The following is a 16,454-nucleotide window of genomic DNA, read 5'->3' on the forward strand; positions in this document are numbered from 1 at the left end:
GTAAAATAATCTCCGGATACACAAGAGCTAATAGGGGAAGCACTAACGGGAAGAGCTTATTGAGAATGCAACTTGACAGAGGGAAAAAATATTGTTATAATGGCATTATGAAGAAGATGATCTTGGTGTTTTTCGCCATTTCCAGTGTAGCATTTGGAGAATTAAAATGGTCAGAACCGATGCTCCTCTGGTCCGATATTATCTATGTTGGAAATCCCAATATTATTCAAACAACCGATGGGAGGATCTTGGCGGCATGGGGCAAGTATTATGGGTATTATGGGGATTCTGCTAAGATCTTTCTCCGCTATTATGATGGCGACCAGTGGTCTGCACTGATCGAGGATAGGATTTTCCCTCCGGCTTCCTTTGGTTCGCCTTTCCCGCTTGCCATTGATGCCGATGGCTACATCTGGACCATGGGGGAAATTGATACTTCAGTATATGCGTTCTTCTGGGATGGGGATAAATGGTCGGAACCGGAGTGGATTTGGGATGCACCAAGGTATAGTTATAACCCGAGGCTCATTCACGATAACAATCGTAGAATCTGGGCGGTATTGAACCATAATATGCATGGAGGGGGGGAAATATATTTCTATGTTACTTTCAGGGATAACGATCAATGGTCAACTCCGGAATGCTGGGCTCAGACTGAGTGGTGTGAGGGTGGCGGAGACTTCAGGATTGGGTGCGACCGAAGTAATCAGATATGGTTAGTATGGGGAGGGTTGGAATTGGGGGTTGGTTGCGAAGGGAGCGGGCCGGAGATCCTCATCCCTTATGTCCATACCTGTCAACCTGTGAGAATCACATTCGATTCACAAAACCGGGCCTGGCTCTTCTATCAATTTGAATTCGATAGCCTCACCTCCTCCCGTCATAGAGTCAATGGTCAATGGTCTCCTTTTGAAACGGTCTTTTCCCCTTCACACTGGTATGATTTAAGTTGTTGCTGTGATAGCAATGGAGTGGTCTGGGTGGCGAGCTCGCAAGATACCGCTAACCTTACCCATATTATTCTCCGTTTTTATGATCCAACCACCGAGAGATGGTCTGAGATCATTGCCTACGACCCTCTTTCCAACTGGCGTGAATATAACCCGGTTTTACTGGCTTGCAAAGGCCGTCTCTGGATGGTCTGGAACGCAGATAGCGCAGGAACGAGAGGGGTTTTCGCCTCTTATGCTGACCTGCCGGGTGGAATTACTGAATCACCGCTTATTTCTGAGGGATTTTCCCTGAGGGTTGTGCCCAATCCGTTTAGAAACAAGACAAATATTCGATTCTCATTACCGAAGAAGAATTACGTCCGATTGAACATCTATGATGCGGTAGGAAGGCTTTGTACTCCGCTTTGGGATGGATGGCTTGAATCAGGGGAATACAATTTTAACTGGGATACACAAGCAGAGATTTCAGGGATTTATTTCTGTCTATTCCAAGTCGGTGGTCTGGTTATTGGGGAAAAAATAATCGCAGTAAAATAGGGGATGATTTGGAACCATTTTGCCGTCCGTGCCTTCTCCGGATCCATCCATATGATATAATCTCTCGTCAATAATACAGATTCAGAAGACGATTCCGAACGGATGGAGGTACTCAAGCGCTTATTAACTATAAGTGGTGAGCAGGGAATCTGATGACCCCGATCGGTTGACTTGACACGTCAACCGCCACCGCTCACCTTTTCATCTCCTCTCCGAAGTGTAAGGACAGGCCGGATCCCAAAAAGCCCCAAGGTCAAGGTCAACCTTTTCTCATCCCACCCGCCCATAGAGCTGAGGATAGCCCGTCTGCGCCAGTTGAACCTCACCAGCTCCTACGCTCAGCGATTTGCCTGGGCAATGGCGGATAATCCTGCTAAGATGAATAACGGAAGTAAATAACCCGCTGACGGATCCAGAATTTCCCTTTATATAACAGATAGTTCAACAGCTTAGGAGACTATTGTTGCTACGGTTTCAGAATCTTAATATTGACTTGTTTACCACCAATTATGATTTTGTGCTGGAAAACTGGTTACAAGGAATGAGCATAGCTTTTGAGCTTGGAATTGAGTTAGATTACCGAAATGGGATCACATACTGGGATTTCAGGAAGATTGCGGAAAGTGATAGTCGTTGGAGAATAATTAAGCTTCACGGTTCAATCGATCTGTACAGCACATCGGATGGCCGCATAATCAAATTACCAACCCCTACAGCAGGCGGTAGCCTTGTTGACGGTAGGGAAATCCATGAAATGCTAATATATCCAACCCAGCAGAAGACGATGGAGAACAAGCCTTACTGCGATATGTTCAAGGCTTTGGTCGAGGCAATATCACAGGCCAAGGTTCTGGTGTTCATTGGGTTCAACTTTAATTACAATGATAAGCACATCAGCGAGGCGGTGGAGAAGGGTATTGCAAACAATCGCCAGCTTAAAAAGGTGGTCGTGGTTAAGGGTCACCCTGAAGATTCAGTAAAAGAGCTTCTTAAAATTAAGGGGCTTGGCCATAAACGCATCAAAGGCATCGCCGGGCTTATGCCCAAGCGCGAGGTTGTTTCAGAGATTGTCACCACAATCAGAGAGGTGTTAGGGTAGACTTATCTTGGCCAATCAATTTGCATTTTTCATTTTGCACTTTGCAATGAGGGCTAAGCGCGCCCCTTCCTTGACACTCCTCATGCACCCTGTATAATCGAGGAACCTATCAGGAGTAACAATGGATAAAAAAACGCCTTTCTACGATAAGATTGTTGAGGCCGGCGGCAGGATGGTCTCATTTGCCGGCTACCAGATGCCTGTCCAGTTTGAAGGCTTGATAGCCGAACACACCAAGGTTCGTTCCTCTGTCGGAGTGTTCGACGTATCGCACATGGGCCGGGTCGAGGTCAAGGGCTCCCAGGCTCTTGATTTTCTCAATTATCTGGTGACCAACGACGTATCGGGACTTGAGCTCTACCAGGCGCTCTATACGCCCATGTGCTACCCTTCAGGCGGGATCGTGGATGATCTTCTGATCTACCGTCTGCCCGACCATTATTTTGTAGTCATCAACGCGGCAAACAACGAAAAGGATCAGAAGTGGATGAGAGAGCAGGCAAAAGGTTTCGACGTTGAGATCATCGACCGTACCGACGCCATGGCCCAGCTTGCGGTGCAGGGTCCTAAGGCGGAGCAGGTTCTGCAAAGATTGACCTCCGATGATCTGGCATCCATTGGTTTCTATCGCGGCCTGGAGACCGAACTGGCAGGTGTGAAGATGTTTGTCTCCCGCACCGGCTACACCGGCGAGGATGGCTTTGAACTCTACTTCCCGGCCCAGCAGGCTCATACAGTATGGGATAAGCTCTTTGAGGCAGGTGCCGATGAAGGCATAGCACCCATCGGCCTGGGTGCACGCGATACCCTCAGACTCGAAATGAAGTACGCGCTCTACGGCAACGATATCGACAAGACGACCAACCCTGTAGAGGCTGGTCTTTCATGGGTGGTTAAGTTCGAGAAGGAAGATTTTATAGCCCGCGACGCGTTACTGAAGGTTAAGGAAGAAAAGCCATCCCGCAGGCTGGTATGCCTTGAGGTCCAGGGTTCAGGCATCCCTCGTCCGCATGATGTGATCGTTGGTGATGGTGAGGAGTTGGGTCAGGTTACCTCCGGCACCTTCTCTCCCTCGCTTCGCAAGGGCATTGCCCTGGGATATGTTCGTCGTGGATACACCAAATCGGGCACCGAGCTTTTAATCCGTACTCATCGCGGCGAGGTGCCTGCAGTTATCGTCAAGCCGCCGTTCTACAAGGAAGCGTCGCATAAGTAGGGGATTGGAAGATTAGAAGATTGGAAGATTAGAAGATTCAAAGATTAGAAGATTAAAAGATTGGAAGATTCGAAGATTGAAAGATAGGAGGAAACATGGCCAACGTGCCGGAAGAACTGAAATACTCTAAGAGTCATGAGTGGGTTCGCATCGAGGGTTCACAGGCGGTCATCGGGATCACCGACTTTGCTCAGGGCGAGCTCTCCGACATCGTTATGGTCGAGCTGCCACAGGTGGGCCGTGAAGTAGGAACCGGTGATTCGATAGGCGTTATCGAAGCGGTGAAGGCGGTTGCAGATCTCTACTCTCCCATATCCGGAAAGGTCCTCGAGGTCAACACCAATCTTTCTGCCAGCCCCGAGACCATAAACTCCGACCCCTACGGTGAGGGCTGGATCGCCAAGTTGGAACTCGCAGATCCCTCCGAGGCGGAAAAGCTCATGGACGCAGCCGCCTACAAGGAGTTCCTGGCAACGCAAGGACATTGATGGCTTCCTACACCTCCAACACCCCTGAAGATATCCGCCGGATGCTTGAACGCATAGGGGTGGAACGCTTTGAGGACCTCCTCGCCGATATCCCCGAGGATCTGCGCGTCAAGGGTGAGCTCAACCTTCCGCCCGCACTCTCCGAGTACGAGGCCAAGCTCTTGCTTTCGCGCATGGCTGGATGTAACTGCGATCCTGCACAGTTGGTAAGCTTCATGGGTGGTGGGGTCTACGATCATGTGATCCCCGCACTCGTTAACTACGTTATCTCTCGTCCTGAGTTCTACACCGCCTACACCCCGTATCAGCCCGAGGTAAGTCAGGGCACACTTGCATCGATCTACGAGTACCAGTCCTTGATATGCGAACTTTTTGACATGGACGTCTCCAACGCTTCTGTTTACGACGGTGCATCGGCCCTGGGCGAGGCCGTTCACATGGCGCGCGATCTCACCCTGCGCAAGCGAGTCCTCGCGGCCGAGACCCTGCATCCCTACTACACCCAGGTGATGCGTACCTACGCCGAGGGCCTGGAGGTTCCGGTTGAGCAAGTCCCTGCCGCTGATGGTGTTATAGACGTCTCCGCTTTGGACGAGATGCTCTCTGACGAGGTTGCCGCCGTGCTCGTAGCCCACCCGAACTTCTTCGGGCTGCTGGAATCCGTTTATGAGATCGCAGACAAGGTGCATTCAGCCGGAGCGTTCCTGGTGGTTGCGGTCGACCCGATCTCGCTCGGAGTCCTTACCCCTCCGGGTTCCTACGATGCCGATATCGCGGTGGCCGAGGGTCAGCCGTTGGGGCTTGCCCAGGGGTTCGGTGGTCCCTACCTCGGGATCTTCACCGCCAAGAAGGACTACGTGCGTCGTCTGCCCGGGCGTCTTATCGGCCGCACCGTTGATGCCGAGGGCAAGGACGGTTTCGTTATGACCCTTCAGACCAGGGAGCAGCACATCCGGCGAGAGAAGGCTACATCAAACATCTGCACCAACCAAGCGCTGTGCGCGCTTGCAGCTAACGTATTCCTCTCGGTAATCGGGAAAGAAGGTCTTAAGGAGATGGCGAACCTCTGCCTGCAGAAGGCACACTACCTTGCCGAGAGGATCGAAAAACTCCCTGGCTGCGAGCTTGCGTTCCGTGGTTCCTTCTTCAAGGAGTTTGTTGTACGCATCAAGCGTCCTGCTCGAGAGGTTGTTGATGCGATGCTTGAACGAGGCTTCCTTGCCGGTGTCGATCTGGGACGCTTCCGCGAAGATTGGTCGAATCTCTTTCTGGTTGCAGTAACCGAGAAACGCACCAAGCAGGAGATGGATGCGTTTGTGGATGCGTTGGCGACGGTGGCCTGAACACCCAGGTAGGGCTTCGTTCGCAGATTATCCAATGGTATGGATGGGATAGAGGGAGAAAGAAGGATGTATGTTTCTTACTTTTTGGAGCAGCGATGAAATTCAGGAGGAGCGATGAAGAAGTATGCGATAATCTTGGCGGTGATGCTTTTTGCCGCCTGCCCTGGAGGGAACGTGGCCGAGGAGTATAAACTTCCCAGGCCCCTACAAACAGATCGTTCGATAGAGGAATGCCTTGCTGAACGTAGATCGGTGCGCAGCTTTGCCTCCGATACCCTAACCACAGAGCAGATAGCTACCCTTTTGTGGGCTGCTCAGGGGATTACCGATACAACGCGGGGATTCCGCACCGCTCCCTCTGCAGGAGCAACCTATCCTCTGGAGACTTACCTGGTTACCGCAGGGGGTATCTTCCTCTACCATCCAGCGGCCCATAAGATCACCCTCCTAAAGAAGGGCGATAAGCGTGCCGAGCTTGCTCTGGCTTGTCTGGGACAGTACTGGGTGGGCAAGGCACCTGCGTCTATCATTCTCTGTGCCGTGCCCAAACGCACCTCGCAGCGCTATGGCGAGCGCGCCATGCGTTACATCTGGATGGAGGCGGGGCATGCGGCCCAGAATATCCTTCTGGAGGCGGTAGCCCTCGGACTTGGTGGGGTTCCCATAGGGGCGTTTTCGGATGATGCGGTAGCCAAGCTCCTGGACCTGGATGATTCCACCATACCTCTATATGTGATTCCTGTGGGGGTCCCTGCGAAGTCCGCTCGCCCGTGACACACCTCATTATGGGAATCTTGGCATGAGCAGGGATCTCCTCATCCTGAAATTCAGAGATGCCTCGCAGCACCCGTAACACCGCCGACCTGCCTCTGCATGGAGGCAAAGCACCGCGCTGGCTGTTTAACCGGATGGTTGAGCTCGCACTGGTCATTACCGACTACATCCTTACCGAGTACGGACCTGATGAGCTATTGAAACGCCTCACCGATCCCTTCTGGTTCCAGAGCCTGGGATGCGTGCTGGGCTTCGACTGGCACTCTTCAGGTTTAACCACCACCACCTGCGGGGCGCTCAAGATTGCTTTAGCAGACCTCGGTCCTAACGCAGGTCTATACGCCGTGGGTGGAAAGGGTGCCGCTTCTCGTAAGATTCCCACAGAGTTAGCCGCTCTTGCAGATGCAGTCGGTTTCTCACCCGATGCTTTCATCTACACCAGCCGGATGACCGCCAAGGTGGACTCGGCAGGCCTTCAGGACGGCTACCAGGTCTATCACCAGCTTTTCCTCTTTATCCCCTCATCCTCCCAATGGGTGGTGATAGACCAGGGCATGAACACCGGCCGAGGCTGGGCGCGGCGGTATCACTGGGGCAGTGATCAGCTTCCATCGTTCGTGATTGATCCCCATGCGGCAATAGAGGGCAGACGCGGCCTCGATGTCCTCAATATGGTCTCCTCGGATAGTGTAGGTTCCCAGGGGCGCTCGGTAGAGATAGCCAACGATGTGCCTCATTTCCGGAAGGAGTTCATGAGAATCCGACACCTGGAGTTGCCCGCCCACCACCGCATCAACCTCTCCGATCTCGACTCAAAAAGGGTGCAGCGAGTATTCCTTAAGACCTTTGAGAAACCTCCTCAGGATTTTGAGCATCTACTTGCATCCCCCGGAGTCGGCCCTGCAACCATTCGCGCCCTTGCCCTGGTTTCACAGATCATCTTTGGGGAGAAGCCGTCCTTCGAAGACCCGGTAAGCTTTTCATTCGCGCACGGGGGCAAGGACGGCACGCCCTTCCCGGTTAACCGCAAGACATACGATCATACCATCTCCTACTTCTCCAACGCACTCAAGCGCAGCAAGCTGGGTCACACTGAGGAGAATCAGGCTTTGCATCGCCTCTCCCGGTGGCTGGAGGAGGTTTCGGTTGGCCGCTAGGAGAGGCAAACCAGACCTGCCGCCTCTCATGCTCTCCAGGTTCGAGGAGATGGGGTTCGACCTTTCCCAGTTCGTGCCCGCACTACTCCGGCCTCCTTCTCAGACGTTCCGCATAAACACCCTCAAGGCTGAACGCGAGCAGGTGCTGAAGTCCCTCTCCTACCTTGAACCCGAGCCCGTCGGGTGGAACGACCTGGTGTTTCGAGTTAAAGGCCGCCTAAAGCTGGGGAATCTGCTTGAGCACTTCCTCGGGCTTATCTACGCCCAGGACTCCTCTTCTACCATCCCTGTGACTGTGCTCGATCCTCAACCGGATGAAGAGATCCTTGATATGGCTGCTGCACCCGGATCAAAAGCGACCCAGATCGCCGCGGCTATGGCCAACACCGGCCTACTTGTTGCAAACGACGTCAGCCCCAAACGCATCCCCTCCCTTACCGCCAACCTGGACCGCTCAGGGGTGCTCAATACGGTAGTCACTCGGCTTCCGGGCCAGGCCTACGGACACATCGCAGCGGAACGTTTTGATCGGGTTCTCATAGACGCGCCATGCTCTTCCGAAGGCACGCTCTCACGTTCTCTTAAGGCGCTTGAAATCTGGAGCAAGTCTGCCATCAAGCGCTTATCGGCCACCCAGCGAAACCTTATCCTCTCCGCATACTACTGTCTTAAGCCAGGGGGTGTGATGGTCTACTCCACCTGTACATTTGCACCCGAGGAGAACGAGGGGACGGTAAGTCATCTATTGGATAAGTTCCCTGACGCCATTGTAGAACCTACCGATCTTGAAGGCTTGAAGACCCAACCCGGCTTCAGCGAGTGGCGCGGGGAGGAATTCAACCCTGCGGTCAAGAATATATTAAGGCTCTTCCCGCATGAACACGACGGAGAGGGATTTTGCGTAGCAAGGATCACGAAGCCGAAGCGATAGCCAGAGCGCTTGCCTCGCTTGAAGAGCGGTTCGGGATAGATCCGGGCTATTTCCGTTCCTATCACCTCTTTACCAGGCGCAACGACGTGTGGTGCTGCAGCAAAGAGGCAGGGGAGGCGGAATTTCCTCAAATCGTTCGCCGCGGACTGCGCATAGCGCGGGTGTTCGAGCACTCGGTAAAGCCCACAACCAATGCGGTTCAGCTCTTCGGGCATCTGGTAAAACGCAACCGCGTTGATCTGGACGAACGCGAAACCAAACGTTTTCTTGCCGGCCAAACCCAGGATATTCACCTGCCAGAGGGGGAAGGGTGTGAATGTGTTACGGGTGGTGTTACGGGTACGGGTGTTATTTCCTTTGAAAAGGGGCGTAAGCCCCAGGTAGTAATGAGAATGCCCCGAAGGGGTACGGGTGGTGTTACGGGTACGGGTGTTACAGACGGGTTTGTGGTAGCATTTAACAAGGGTTTTGCCCTGGGGATCGGGCTCTTGAAGGGCAACAAACTCAAGAGCCAGGTGCCGCGCTCCCGTAGGATTATAGGTTAACACTCAATTGCACATTACTGGGGTAATAGGGCTTGACAAGTTTTTGAATCGCTGTATAATTTTTATTCAAAATCCAAACGAAGGAGGCGTATGATGCCTAAAAAGTCTTCTATTGACACAACAAAGAGATGGGGTAGGGCAGCAACCATACTCGGTTTGCTCCTCGCAGCCACCACATCCGCCCAGGTCTGGGGGCCTGATACAAAACTCTCCGATGTCCCGCCCTTTTCTTGGATGCAGAAGGTGGCGGCCTCAGATGATAATATCCATGTGGTATGGGAGGACAATCGTGATGAGGATGTGAACAACACTGAGGTATATTACAAGCGATCCACTGACAATGGAGAGACATGGGGAGACGATACAAGGCTCACCAATGCACCCCGTCACTCCCACTGGCCTTCAATTGCTGTCTGGGAGGAAAACATCCATGTGGTATGGGAGGACTATCGTAATGGGAGCTCGGAGATATACTACAAGCGCTCCACTGATAACGGAGAAACTTGGGGAGATGATATTCGGTTCACCAATGCGAGCGGTGGGTTTGCATCTCCGTCAATTGCGGTCTTAGGAGATACTATCCATGTGGTATGGGATGACTATTGTGATGGGGACCAGGAGATATACTACAAGCGCTCCACTGATAACGGAGAAACTTGGGGAGATGATACAAGGATCACCAATGCGAGCGGTTGGTCTGGTGCTTCGTCAATTGCGGTCTTAGGAGATAATATCCATGTGGTATGGAAAGACTTACGTGATGGAGACCCTGCGATATACTACAAGCGCTCGACTGATAATGGCCAGACATGGGGAGCAGATACAGCACTCACCGAGGCTGAGAACAATGTCTTACTCCCCTGCAATGCGGTTTTCGGGAATAACATCCACGTGGTATGGTTTAACTATTGGAATAAATACGAGATATACTACAAGCGCTCTACTGATAATGGAGCAACCTGGGGAGATAATATACGACTCTCCGAGGACGACGGGTATAACTCTGCCAACCCGTCAATTGCGGTCTTAGGAGATACTATCCATCTGGTATGGGATGACTGGCGTGATGGGATCGGCGAGATATACTACAAGCGTTCCACCGATAATGGCCAGACTTGGGGAGATAATACAAGGATCACCGATAATGACGATAAACGTTCAGTCAACCCGTCCATTGCTGTCTGGGAAGGAAATATTCATGTGGTATGGGAGGACAACCGCGATGGATGGACTAAAACGATATACTACAAGCACGGCAGAGAAGGAAACCTTCAGCCTGACAATCAGGTAAAGAACGACATTGATGACTACTATATCGGCGACGACATCTACAACCTGGACGGCACCAACCAGGTGGAAGAACAGGCGGTGTTACCTGGTGATACCGCGGTCTTCTACATAAAGGTTGAGAGTGACGGCGACATCCCGGATACGATTATGGTTACAGGCGCAGGCAGCACCACAGGGTGGACTGTGAGCTACTACGACGCCTTAACAGGCGGAACCGACATAACCGCATCGGTAACCGGTTCGGGTTGGGCTACAGGTAAGCTGGAGCCTGAAGATTATATCGAGATGAGAGTAGAGATTACGCCGGATGTTTCGGTTCCGATGGACTCTTCCTATGAGTTTCTGGTAACCTCAACTTCCAGTGGCGACCCTTTAATGCAAGATGCAGTAAAGATAAGAACGGCGACCGGCGTGGGTATTGAGGAGTCGGCTCCCCAAATCCCCGTAGACTATTACCTTGAGGTTTCTGCTAATCCTCCTGTTATCCAATACGGCATCCCAAAGGCGGGCAAGATGAGTGTGGTAATTGCCGAGGTCACCGGCAGGGTGGTGAGAACACTGGTCTCTGGGGAGCAATCCGCAGGTTACCACCAAGTAATCTGGGATAGGTGCGACGATCGGGGTACAAAGTTGCCAGCCGGCGTTTACTTCTGTCAGCTGAGAACACAGAAGCATTCGGTTGTGAGAAAGCTCATACTTCTCCAATAAGCAGTAGGAGGGCAGCCTCTCCAGGCTGCCCGGACACCCTGAGAGGGTGTCCTCCCATTTCAAAAATCAAATATCAAAGTGCAAAATGCAAAATGGAAGGGGAAGCTTACAGCTCACGGCGAACGGCTCACGGCTGACGGCAAACAGCGGACGGCGAACGGCAATAGGGGCGACTTCGTCGCGATTTACTTCGCAAGCGTCGCCCTCCGGTACTCCGTTGCCGTCGTCCTTCGGTCAAAATGTAATTCGTGGATTCAATAATGAAGTGCAACAAGCGCCTTGTTGCATCCTGATATCCCTTGCAGGGAAGGTAAGCTAGTTCCCCTTATTAAGGGAGAACAAAATGGGGATTCCTTTGATCACCTCCCCCTCGACGGGGGACAGTGTGCCCCTTGAGCGCTTTATGCGCTCATAGGGTAGGGTAGGGTGGGGGTGTTTCCCCTCCCCTCCATCCCCTCACCGCAAAAGGAGGGGGATAACCGACGATTGCAACGAATAATACTTCCCCCTCCTTGGCAAACGGAGGGCAGCCTCTCCAGGCTGCCCGGACACCCTGAGAGGGTGTCCTCCCACCCGCACAAGGCGCTTGATTATTATCAGAAGTCACTGGAGATAGCAACGAAGATAGGAAACCTTGAAGTGCAGGCCAATCAACTTAACAACATCGGGGCCCTGTACGGCAACCTCGGAGATCACAAACAAGCCCTTAACTACTTCCAGCGTGCGCGTGAGATTTATGTAAAGATTGGGGCAAAGCATAAAGTCGAGCAAACCGACCAAAACATTGCCCGAGCCAGGCAAAAGCTGGCCGAGCAGTAGGAGGGCAGCCTCTCCAGGCTGCCCGGACATCCTGAGAGGGTGTCCTCCCATTTCAAAAATCAAATTTGCTCCGTTACCGTCGCCCTTCGGTCAAAATGCAAAATGTAGAATGCGGAGTGCCCGCTCTGCGGGTGCAAAGTGAATACTGTTGACGGAAAGCACTCAAGCCTGACGCGAAATGTCTCTGCTGGGGTGTCTAAAATCGCTCAAAAAGACTCAAAAAGCCCAGGAATCACCCCCAAATGACCAGCTTTTGACCACCTTTTGTCCAACTTCTGACCAGCTTTTGTCCAGCTTAATTGTGACGAGTGCGATGTAAACCTGAACTGCTCAAGCAGGGGAATATGAGGGGTGCTAGTGTTGACAATTGGCCTATTTTCACTAACATAGGGGTTCAGATTAAGGAGGAACAAATAAATGCCCGTACCTAAGAGAAGACATTCAAAGAGCCGTAGTCGTAAGCGGCGGACACATTGGAAGTTACAGGCTCCGGCGATGAGCGTATGCCCGCAGTGCCATGAGCCTAAACAACCACACCGGGTTTGTCCTAACTGCGGATTCTACGGGGATCACGAAGTTATCATGGTGGAGCAAAAGAAAAAGTGAGGATCGCGCTCGACGCGATGGGGAGCGATGCTGCCCCATCCTCTGAGGTGGAAGGTGCGTTAACCGCTCTGGCAGAGGATACCGATCTTGGGGTTGTTCTTTTGGGGCTGCGGGAAGCGCTCGAGCCTTTTAAAAAAAAGATAGGCGAAGCGCAGGGTCTGGCTCTCGTCGAGGTCGAGGAGGCAATCGGGATGCATGAGGCTCCCAGCGAGGCCCTTAAAACCAAAGCCTACTCAAGCATCGCCAGGGGTATTGATCTGCTCAAAAGGGGCGAGGTGGACGCCTTCGTAAGTGCTGGCAACACCGGCGCGGTGATGGCCTTCTCCCTCTTTACCCTGGGAAGGATCAAGGGAATACAGCGACCTGCGCTTGGAGCATCATTCCCTACCCCCAGCGGGCACACGTTCGTTTTGGACGTGGGAGCCAACGTGGAGGCCAAGCCGGTGCAGTTGAGGAACTACGCTGTCATGGGGCGTATAGTTATGGAGAAGATATTTCGCGTTCCCCAGCCTCGCGTGGGAGTAATAAACGTAGGGCATGAACGCGGCAAGGGCAATCAGTTGACCCAGGAAGCCTACGGGCTTCTTGAGCAGGCTCCCATTCGTTTCATCGGCAATCTTGAGGGTTCTGAGGTGTTTCGCGATAAGGCCGACGTGATAGTTACCGATGGATTCACCGGCAATGTGCTGCTTAAGGTATGTGAAGGTATGGGTGAAGCGGTGCTTTCTACCCTGCATACCACAGGGAAGAAATACCGCTGGCGCAGTTGGTTTTCCAAGAAGGTATTCCGTGATTTTATAAGTGGTTTGAACTACGAGGAGTCGGGCGGTGCGATCCTTTTGGGGGTAGAAGGTTCTGTGATCATCTCACATGGTCGTTCTTCTGCACATGCAATCACTAACGCCCTACGGCTTGCATCCTTTACGGTCCGCGAAGGAGTTGTTGATGCTATCAAGGAAGAGTTTAGTAATTAAATCTTTTTATTTAACGTTTTTTTTGCTTTTGCTGGCAGGATGCGAAGAGGGGCCGCTTGGCTTCGAGGAGCTTGGACGTGGAGAGCTCGAAGTTCACCATTTTGTCCTTGAGCCGGATACGGTTGCAACCTTCAGTAAGCAGATTGCTCTGGGTGAGGCGACAACACTCATAGGTGGGCGCGACGACTTGACCGAGGCGCGTATCCTTATCTCGATAGACGGCCTTGATTCCATCGTTGCATTCGACTCGGTAAAGCTCCTGCTTCGACGCTACCCTGCAGATGAGATCGCTTCCTCACACGTTACCTTCAGCATCTATCCGGTTACGGCCGATTGGGATGAGATAGGTTGCACGTGGGTTCTTGCAGATGCCTACAACAAGTGGCTTGAACTTGGAGCAGAGTTCGATGAGTCAGATTTAGTGGCAGAACTCACGGTAGCGGATGACACGGTTGAGTGGATTCTCGATCCTGACCGGCTTGAGACATATCAGCAGGGGATGATCCTCTTACCCGAAAACGAGGGTTTCTGCTACCTGGGTTCTGACGAGAAGGAGGTCTATGCCCCCTTTATCCTCGGTTTTGATGCAGATGATACCACCAGGTTCTCGTCCGTAGCTGGATCTGATTACTACGCCGCTGTTCACGACGCCACTATACTTAAGCCGTATGAGGCTCCCTCGCCGGATACCCTTCTTGGTGCGGGATTGGCATGGAGGGTCTTCATGCATTTTTCTCTCGATACCCTGCCGCAGGATATTGATGTTACTTCCGCTGATCTGGTGGTGGAATACGAGAACTTCTTCTCGCCCGAGAATACGCTGGACTTCGTCTGTTACCGCTTGATCGATGATTATGCGGGGCGGTTTAGCGCACTGTCATCAGCGATCGCAGGAAGGGACTCGATAGACGTTACCTCTGATTCTTTGTCGGTGTCCTTTGTTGGGGTGGCTCAGTTCTGGGTGGATGAACCAGACTCCAACTTCGGGCTCGTGCTTTCTCATTCGTTCCTGGAGGCCATCCCCTCGTTCGGCCAGGAGAAGCGTGTTCATGCTCTTGCTCGCATTACGGGTACGCCGAGGCTTGTTGTTACCTATACCGCCGTGCCTGAGACTCGTTTCCCAGGGGAGGAAAGATGAGACGACTCCTTATCTTCCTTCTCCCGTTGGGTTCGGTGCTTTTGGCATACTCCATCTTCAACACGCACGGGTTGGGTGGCTACACCACGCCAGCTGAGTTCCTCAAGATTCCATCAAGGACCCAGACAAGCCTTGAGGTTCGCTTCACTTCGGAGTACGTCTATGCAACCGATGGTCAGGCAGGTCAGAACGCTTTCCTCGTACGCCCTGAGCGATTCCGGTTCTACGTTCCTCTGCCGTGGCGGTTCGGCCTTGGAGCTCAGATGGCCCAGCGTTTCAATCTTGATTTTTATGTAGAGAGCGACTCTGCTCGTTCGGCAGATTATACCCTTATCCGCAGGGTTAAGGGACGGGGCGGGATCGAGGGACTAAGGCTCTCGCTTGACAAGGGCTTCTACGATATCGCCTATCTTGGAGTCGGATACGAACGGTTGTTCGGCGGAGCCTGGGAGCGCTGGGATTCTGAGATCGTGGAGCTTGGTGAAATGACGGTTGACTCTCTTCTTTATTATTTTGGCGGCAACGGTGTGTGGGGAATGGCAGGATTCAAGCTGGGACCTCTACAGCTTCGCGGCTTCTACGGATACCCTCTTGATCTTGGGGTAACCACCGAGGTGCAGACCTCCCGCGATACCACGGTCGTTGATTCGGCTTCATACACCCCGCCTGCGGAGTTTGGAGGAATACTTGCTTACTCCGCAAACAAGCTGGAGCTGGGACTGGCGTATATCCAGCAGAAAGCAAGCGATCCTGGCTCTCTCTCCTTTATTACAGGGCATCTTGTTGAGGTCAACGGTGGTTGGGAGCTTAAACCGTTCATTTTAACTGGCAAGGCCGGATGGAAGAGCTGGTACGTGGAGTCCGCAGGTGGTTCACCTATACGCGACATCTACCTCGGTATAGGAACGCGCATACCTATCGAGTCTTACGGTTATGGAATCCTCGAGCTGTCTGGTGGATTACGAGAGGCAGGAGCAATCTCGGAGTATCATGTTGAACTACGCGCAGGCCTTGAGTTCAGGGAGCTATGGAAGAAGCGTGAGAGGATGTGGGGTGGTTAGCGCGAATCTGGCGAAAGTAAGACAACGTATCGCCGCGGCCTGTGAACGTGGGGGACGCGACCCTGAGGAAGTAAAGATAGTTGCAGTTACCAAGACCCATCCGGTTGAGGTTGTACGCGAAGCTATCGCCGCCGGTATCAACATAATAGGGGAGAACCGCGTCCAAGAGGCAGAGGCGAAATATAAAAAGATCGATGCAGACATCGAGTGGCATCTGGTTGGTCATCTGCAGCGCAACAAGGTGCGCAAGGCGCTTTCGATATTTTCTATGATCCACAGCCTTGATTCACTGCGGTTGGCTGCCGAGATAGAGAAAGAAAGCACAAAGCTGGACAAACTGACACCCTGTCTTATAGAGGTTAACACCTCTGCAGAAGAGACCAAGTTCGGCGTGGCTCCGGATGAACTGGCCGGGCTGGTTGCAGAGGTTCTGAATCTGGAGCATATCAAGCTGGTAGGCTTGATGACGATTGGTCCTCTAACAGAGGACAAGGACAGAATAAGGCGCAGCTTCGTGCTTTTGCGCGAGCTGCGTGACCGGGCCGAGAGCGTCTTCGGTTGCTATCTGCCGCATCTTTCGATGGGTATGAGCGAGGATTTCGAGATCGCGGTTCAGGAAGGCGCCACGATGCTCAGGCTCGGCCGGGTATTGTTCGGCCCGCGACAAAGCTTTGGGGCTTGACAATGCCTGGTAAAATCAGTATATTCTGAGCTTGTAGCCGGGGTAGCTCAGTTGGTAGAGCACGGGTCTGAAAAACCCGGTGTCCGCAGTTCGATTCTGCGCTCCGGCATGCTTGACAAGGCCTAGAAAGAGT

15 protein-coding genes and 1 tRNA gene are annotated in these 16,454 nt (G+C 52.6%); all 16 read left to right on the top strand.

Annotated elements, in window-relative coordinates:
* The first annotated feature begins 65 nt into the window (after nt 1-65).
* The 16 genes from CEE36_03725 to CEE36_03800 all read left to right on the top strand — a co-directional run bounded on the left by CEE36_03725 (nt 66) and on the right by CEE36_03800 (nt 16,430).
* Entirely contained in the window at nt 66-1,490 is a 1,425-nt protein-coding gene (locus CEE36_03725) for a hypothetical protein (protein ID TKJ43455.1), read from the top strand.
* Nucleotides 1,491-1,926: 436 nt separating this feature from the next.
* Nucleotides 1,927-2,589: a hypothetical protein gene (locus tag CEE36_03730; GenBank protein ID TKJ43456.1), complete on the top strand. Its 663-nt coding sequence runs from the start codon at nt 1,927-1,929 to the stop codon at nt 2,587-2,589.
* Nucleotides 2,590-2,710: 121 nt separating this feature from the next.
* Entirely contained in the window at nt 2,711-3,805 is a 1,095-nt protein-coding gene (gene gcvT, locus CEE36_03735) for a glycine cleavage system protein T (GenBank protein TKJ43457.1), read from the top strand.
* Nucleotides 3,806-3,900: 95 nt separating this feature from the next.
* Nucleotides 3,901-4,293 (top strand): glycine cleavage system protein H, encoded by a 393-nt coding sequence (gene gcvH / locus CEE36_03740; protein ID TKJ43458.1) that lies wholly within the window; start codon nt 3,901-3,903, stop codon nt 4,291-4,293.
* Nucleotides 4,293-5,636 (top strand): glycine dehydrogenase (aminomethyl-transferring), encoded by a 1,344-nt coding sequence (locus CEE36_03745; GenBank protein ID TKJ43459.1) that lies wholly within the window; start codon nt 4,293-4,295, stop codon nt 5,634-5,636. Before gcvH ends, CEE36_03745 begins: the two co-directional genes overlap by 1 nt.
* 114 nt (nt 5,637-5,750) lie before the next feature.
* The gene (locus tag CEE36_03750; protein TKJ43460.1) at nt 5,751-6,410 is read left to right on the top strand and encodes a nitroreductase; all 660 of its coding nucleotides are present in this window, start codon (nt 5,751-5,753) and stop codon (nt 6,408-6,410) included.
* Nucleotides 6,411-6,469: 59 nt separating this feature from the next.
* Nucleotides 6,470-7,567, top strand: a complete 1,098-nt coding sequence (locus tag CEE36_03755) for a hypothetical protein (GenBank protein ID TKJ43461.1) — start codon at nt 6,470-6,472, stop codon at nt 7,565-7,567.
* Nucleotides 7,557-8,498 (top strand): tRNA methyltransferase, encoded by a 942-nt coding sequence (locus CEE36_03760; protein ID TKJ43462.1) that lies wholly within the window; start codon nt 7,557-7,559, stop codon nt 8,496-8,498. Before CEE36_03755 ends, CEE36_03760 begins: the two co-directional genes overlap by 11 nt.
* On the top strand, nt 8,465-9,043 hold the full coding sequence (locus CEE36_03765; protein ID TKJ43463.1) for a hypothetical protein: 579 nt from the start codon (nt 8,465-8,467) through the stop codon (nt 9,041-9,043). Before CEE36_03760 ends, CEE36_03765 begins: the two co-directional genes overlap by 34 nt.
* Before the next feature lie 90 nt (nt 9,044-9,133).
* Nucleotides 9,134-11,041, top strand: a complete 1,908-nt coding sequence (locus tag CEE36_03770) for a hypothetical protein (GenBank protein ID TKJ43464.1) — start codon at nt 9,134-9,136, stop codon at nt 11,039-11,041.
* 426 nt (nt 11,042-11,467) lie between these two features.
* Nucleotides 11,468-11,860, top strand: coding sequence for a hypothetical protein (locus CEE36_03775; GenBank protein TKJ43465.1), 393 nt, complete (start codon nt 11,468-11,470; stop codon nt 11,858-11,860).
* 417 nt (nt 11,861-12,277) lie between these two features.
* Entirely contained in the window at nt 12,278-12,466 is a 189-nt protein-coding gene (locus CEE36_03780; GenBank protein TKJ43466.1) for a 50S ribosomal protein L32, read from the top strand.
* Entirely contained in the window at nt 12,463-13,440 is a 978-nt protein-coding gene (locus CEE36_03785; protein ID TKJ43467.1) for a phosphate--acyl-ACP acyltransferase, read from the top strand. Before CEE36_03780 ends, CEE36_03785 begins: the two co-directional genes overlap by 4 nt.
* Nucleotides 13,412-14,578: a hypothetical protein gene (locus tag CEE36_03790; GenBank protein TKJ43468.1), complete on the top strand. Its 1,167-nt coding sequence runs from the start codon at nt 13,412-13,414 to the stop codon at nt 14,576-14,578. Before CEE36_03785 ends, CEE36_03790 begins: the two co-directional genes overlap by 29 nt.
* Before the next feature lie 990 nt (nt 14,579-15,568).
* Complete coding sequence (locus tag CEE36_03795; protein ID TKJ43469.1) at nt 15,569-16,321, top strand: YggS family pyridoxal phosphate-dependent enzyme; 753 nt, start codon at nt 15,569-15,571, stop codon at nt 16,319-16,321.
* Between the two features lie 36 nt (nt 16,322-16,357).
* Nucleotides 16,358-16,430 (top strand) — tRNA-Phe (locus CEE36_03800).
* The last annotated feature ends 24 nt before the right edge of the window (nt 16,431-16,454 follow it).

The sequence above is a fragment of the candidate division TA06 bacterium B3_TA06 genome, from assembly GCA_005223075.1.
Classification (GTDB): domain Bacteria; phylum Hydrothermota; class Tepidihabitantia; order B3-TA06; family B3-TA06; genus B3-TA06.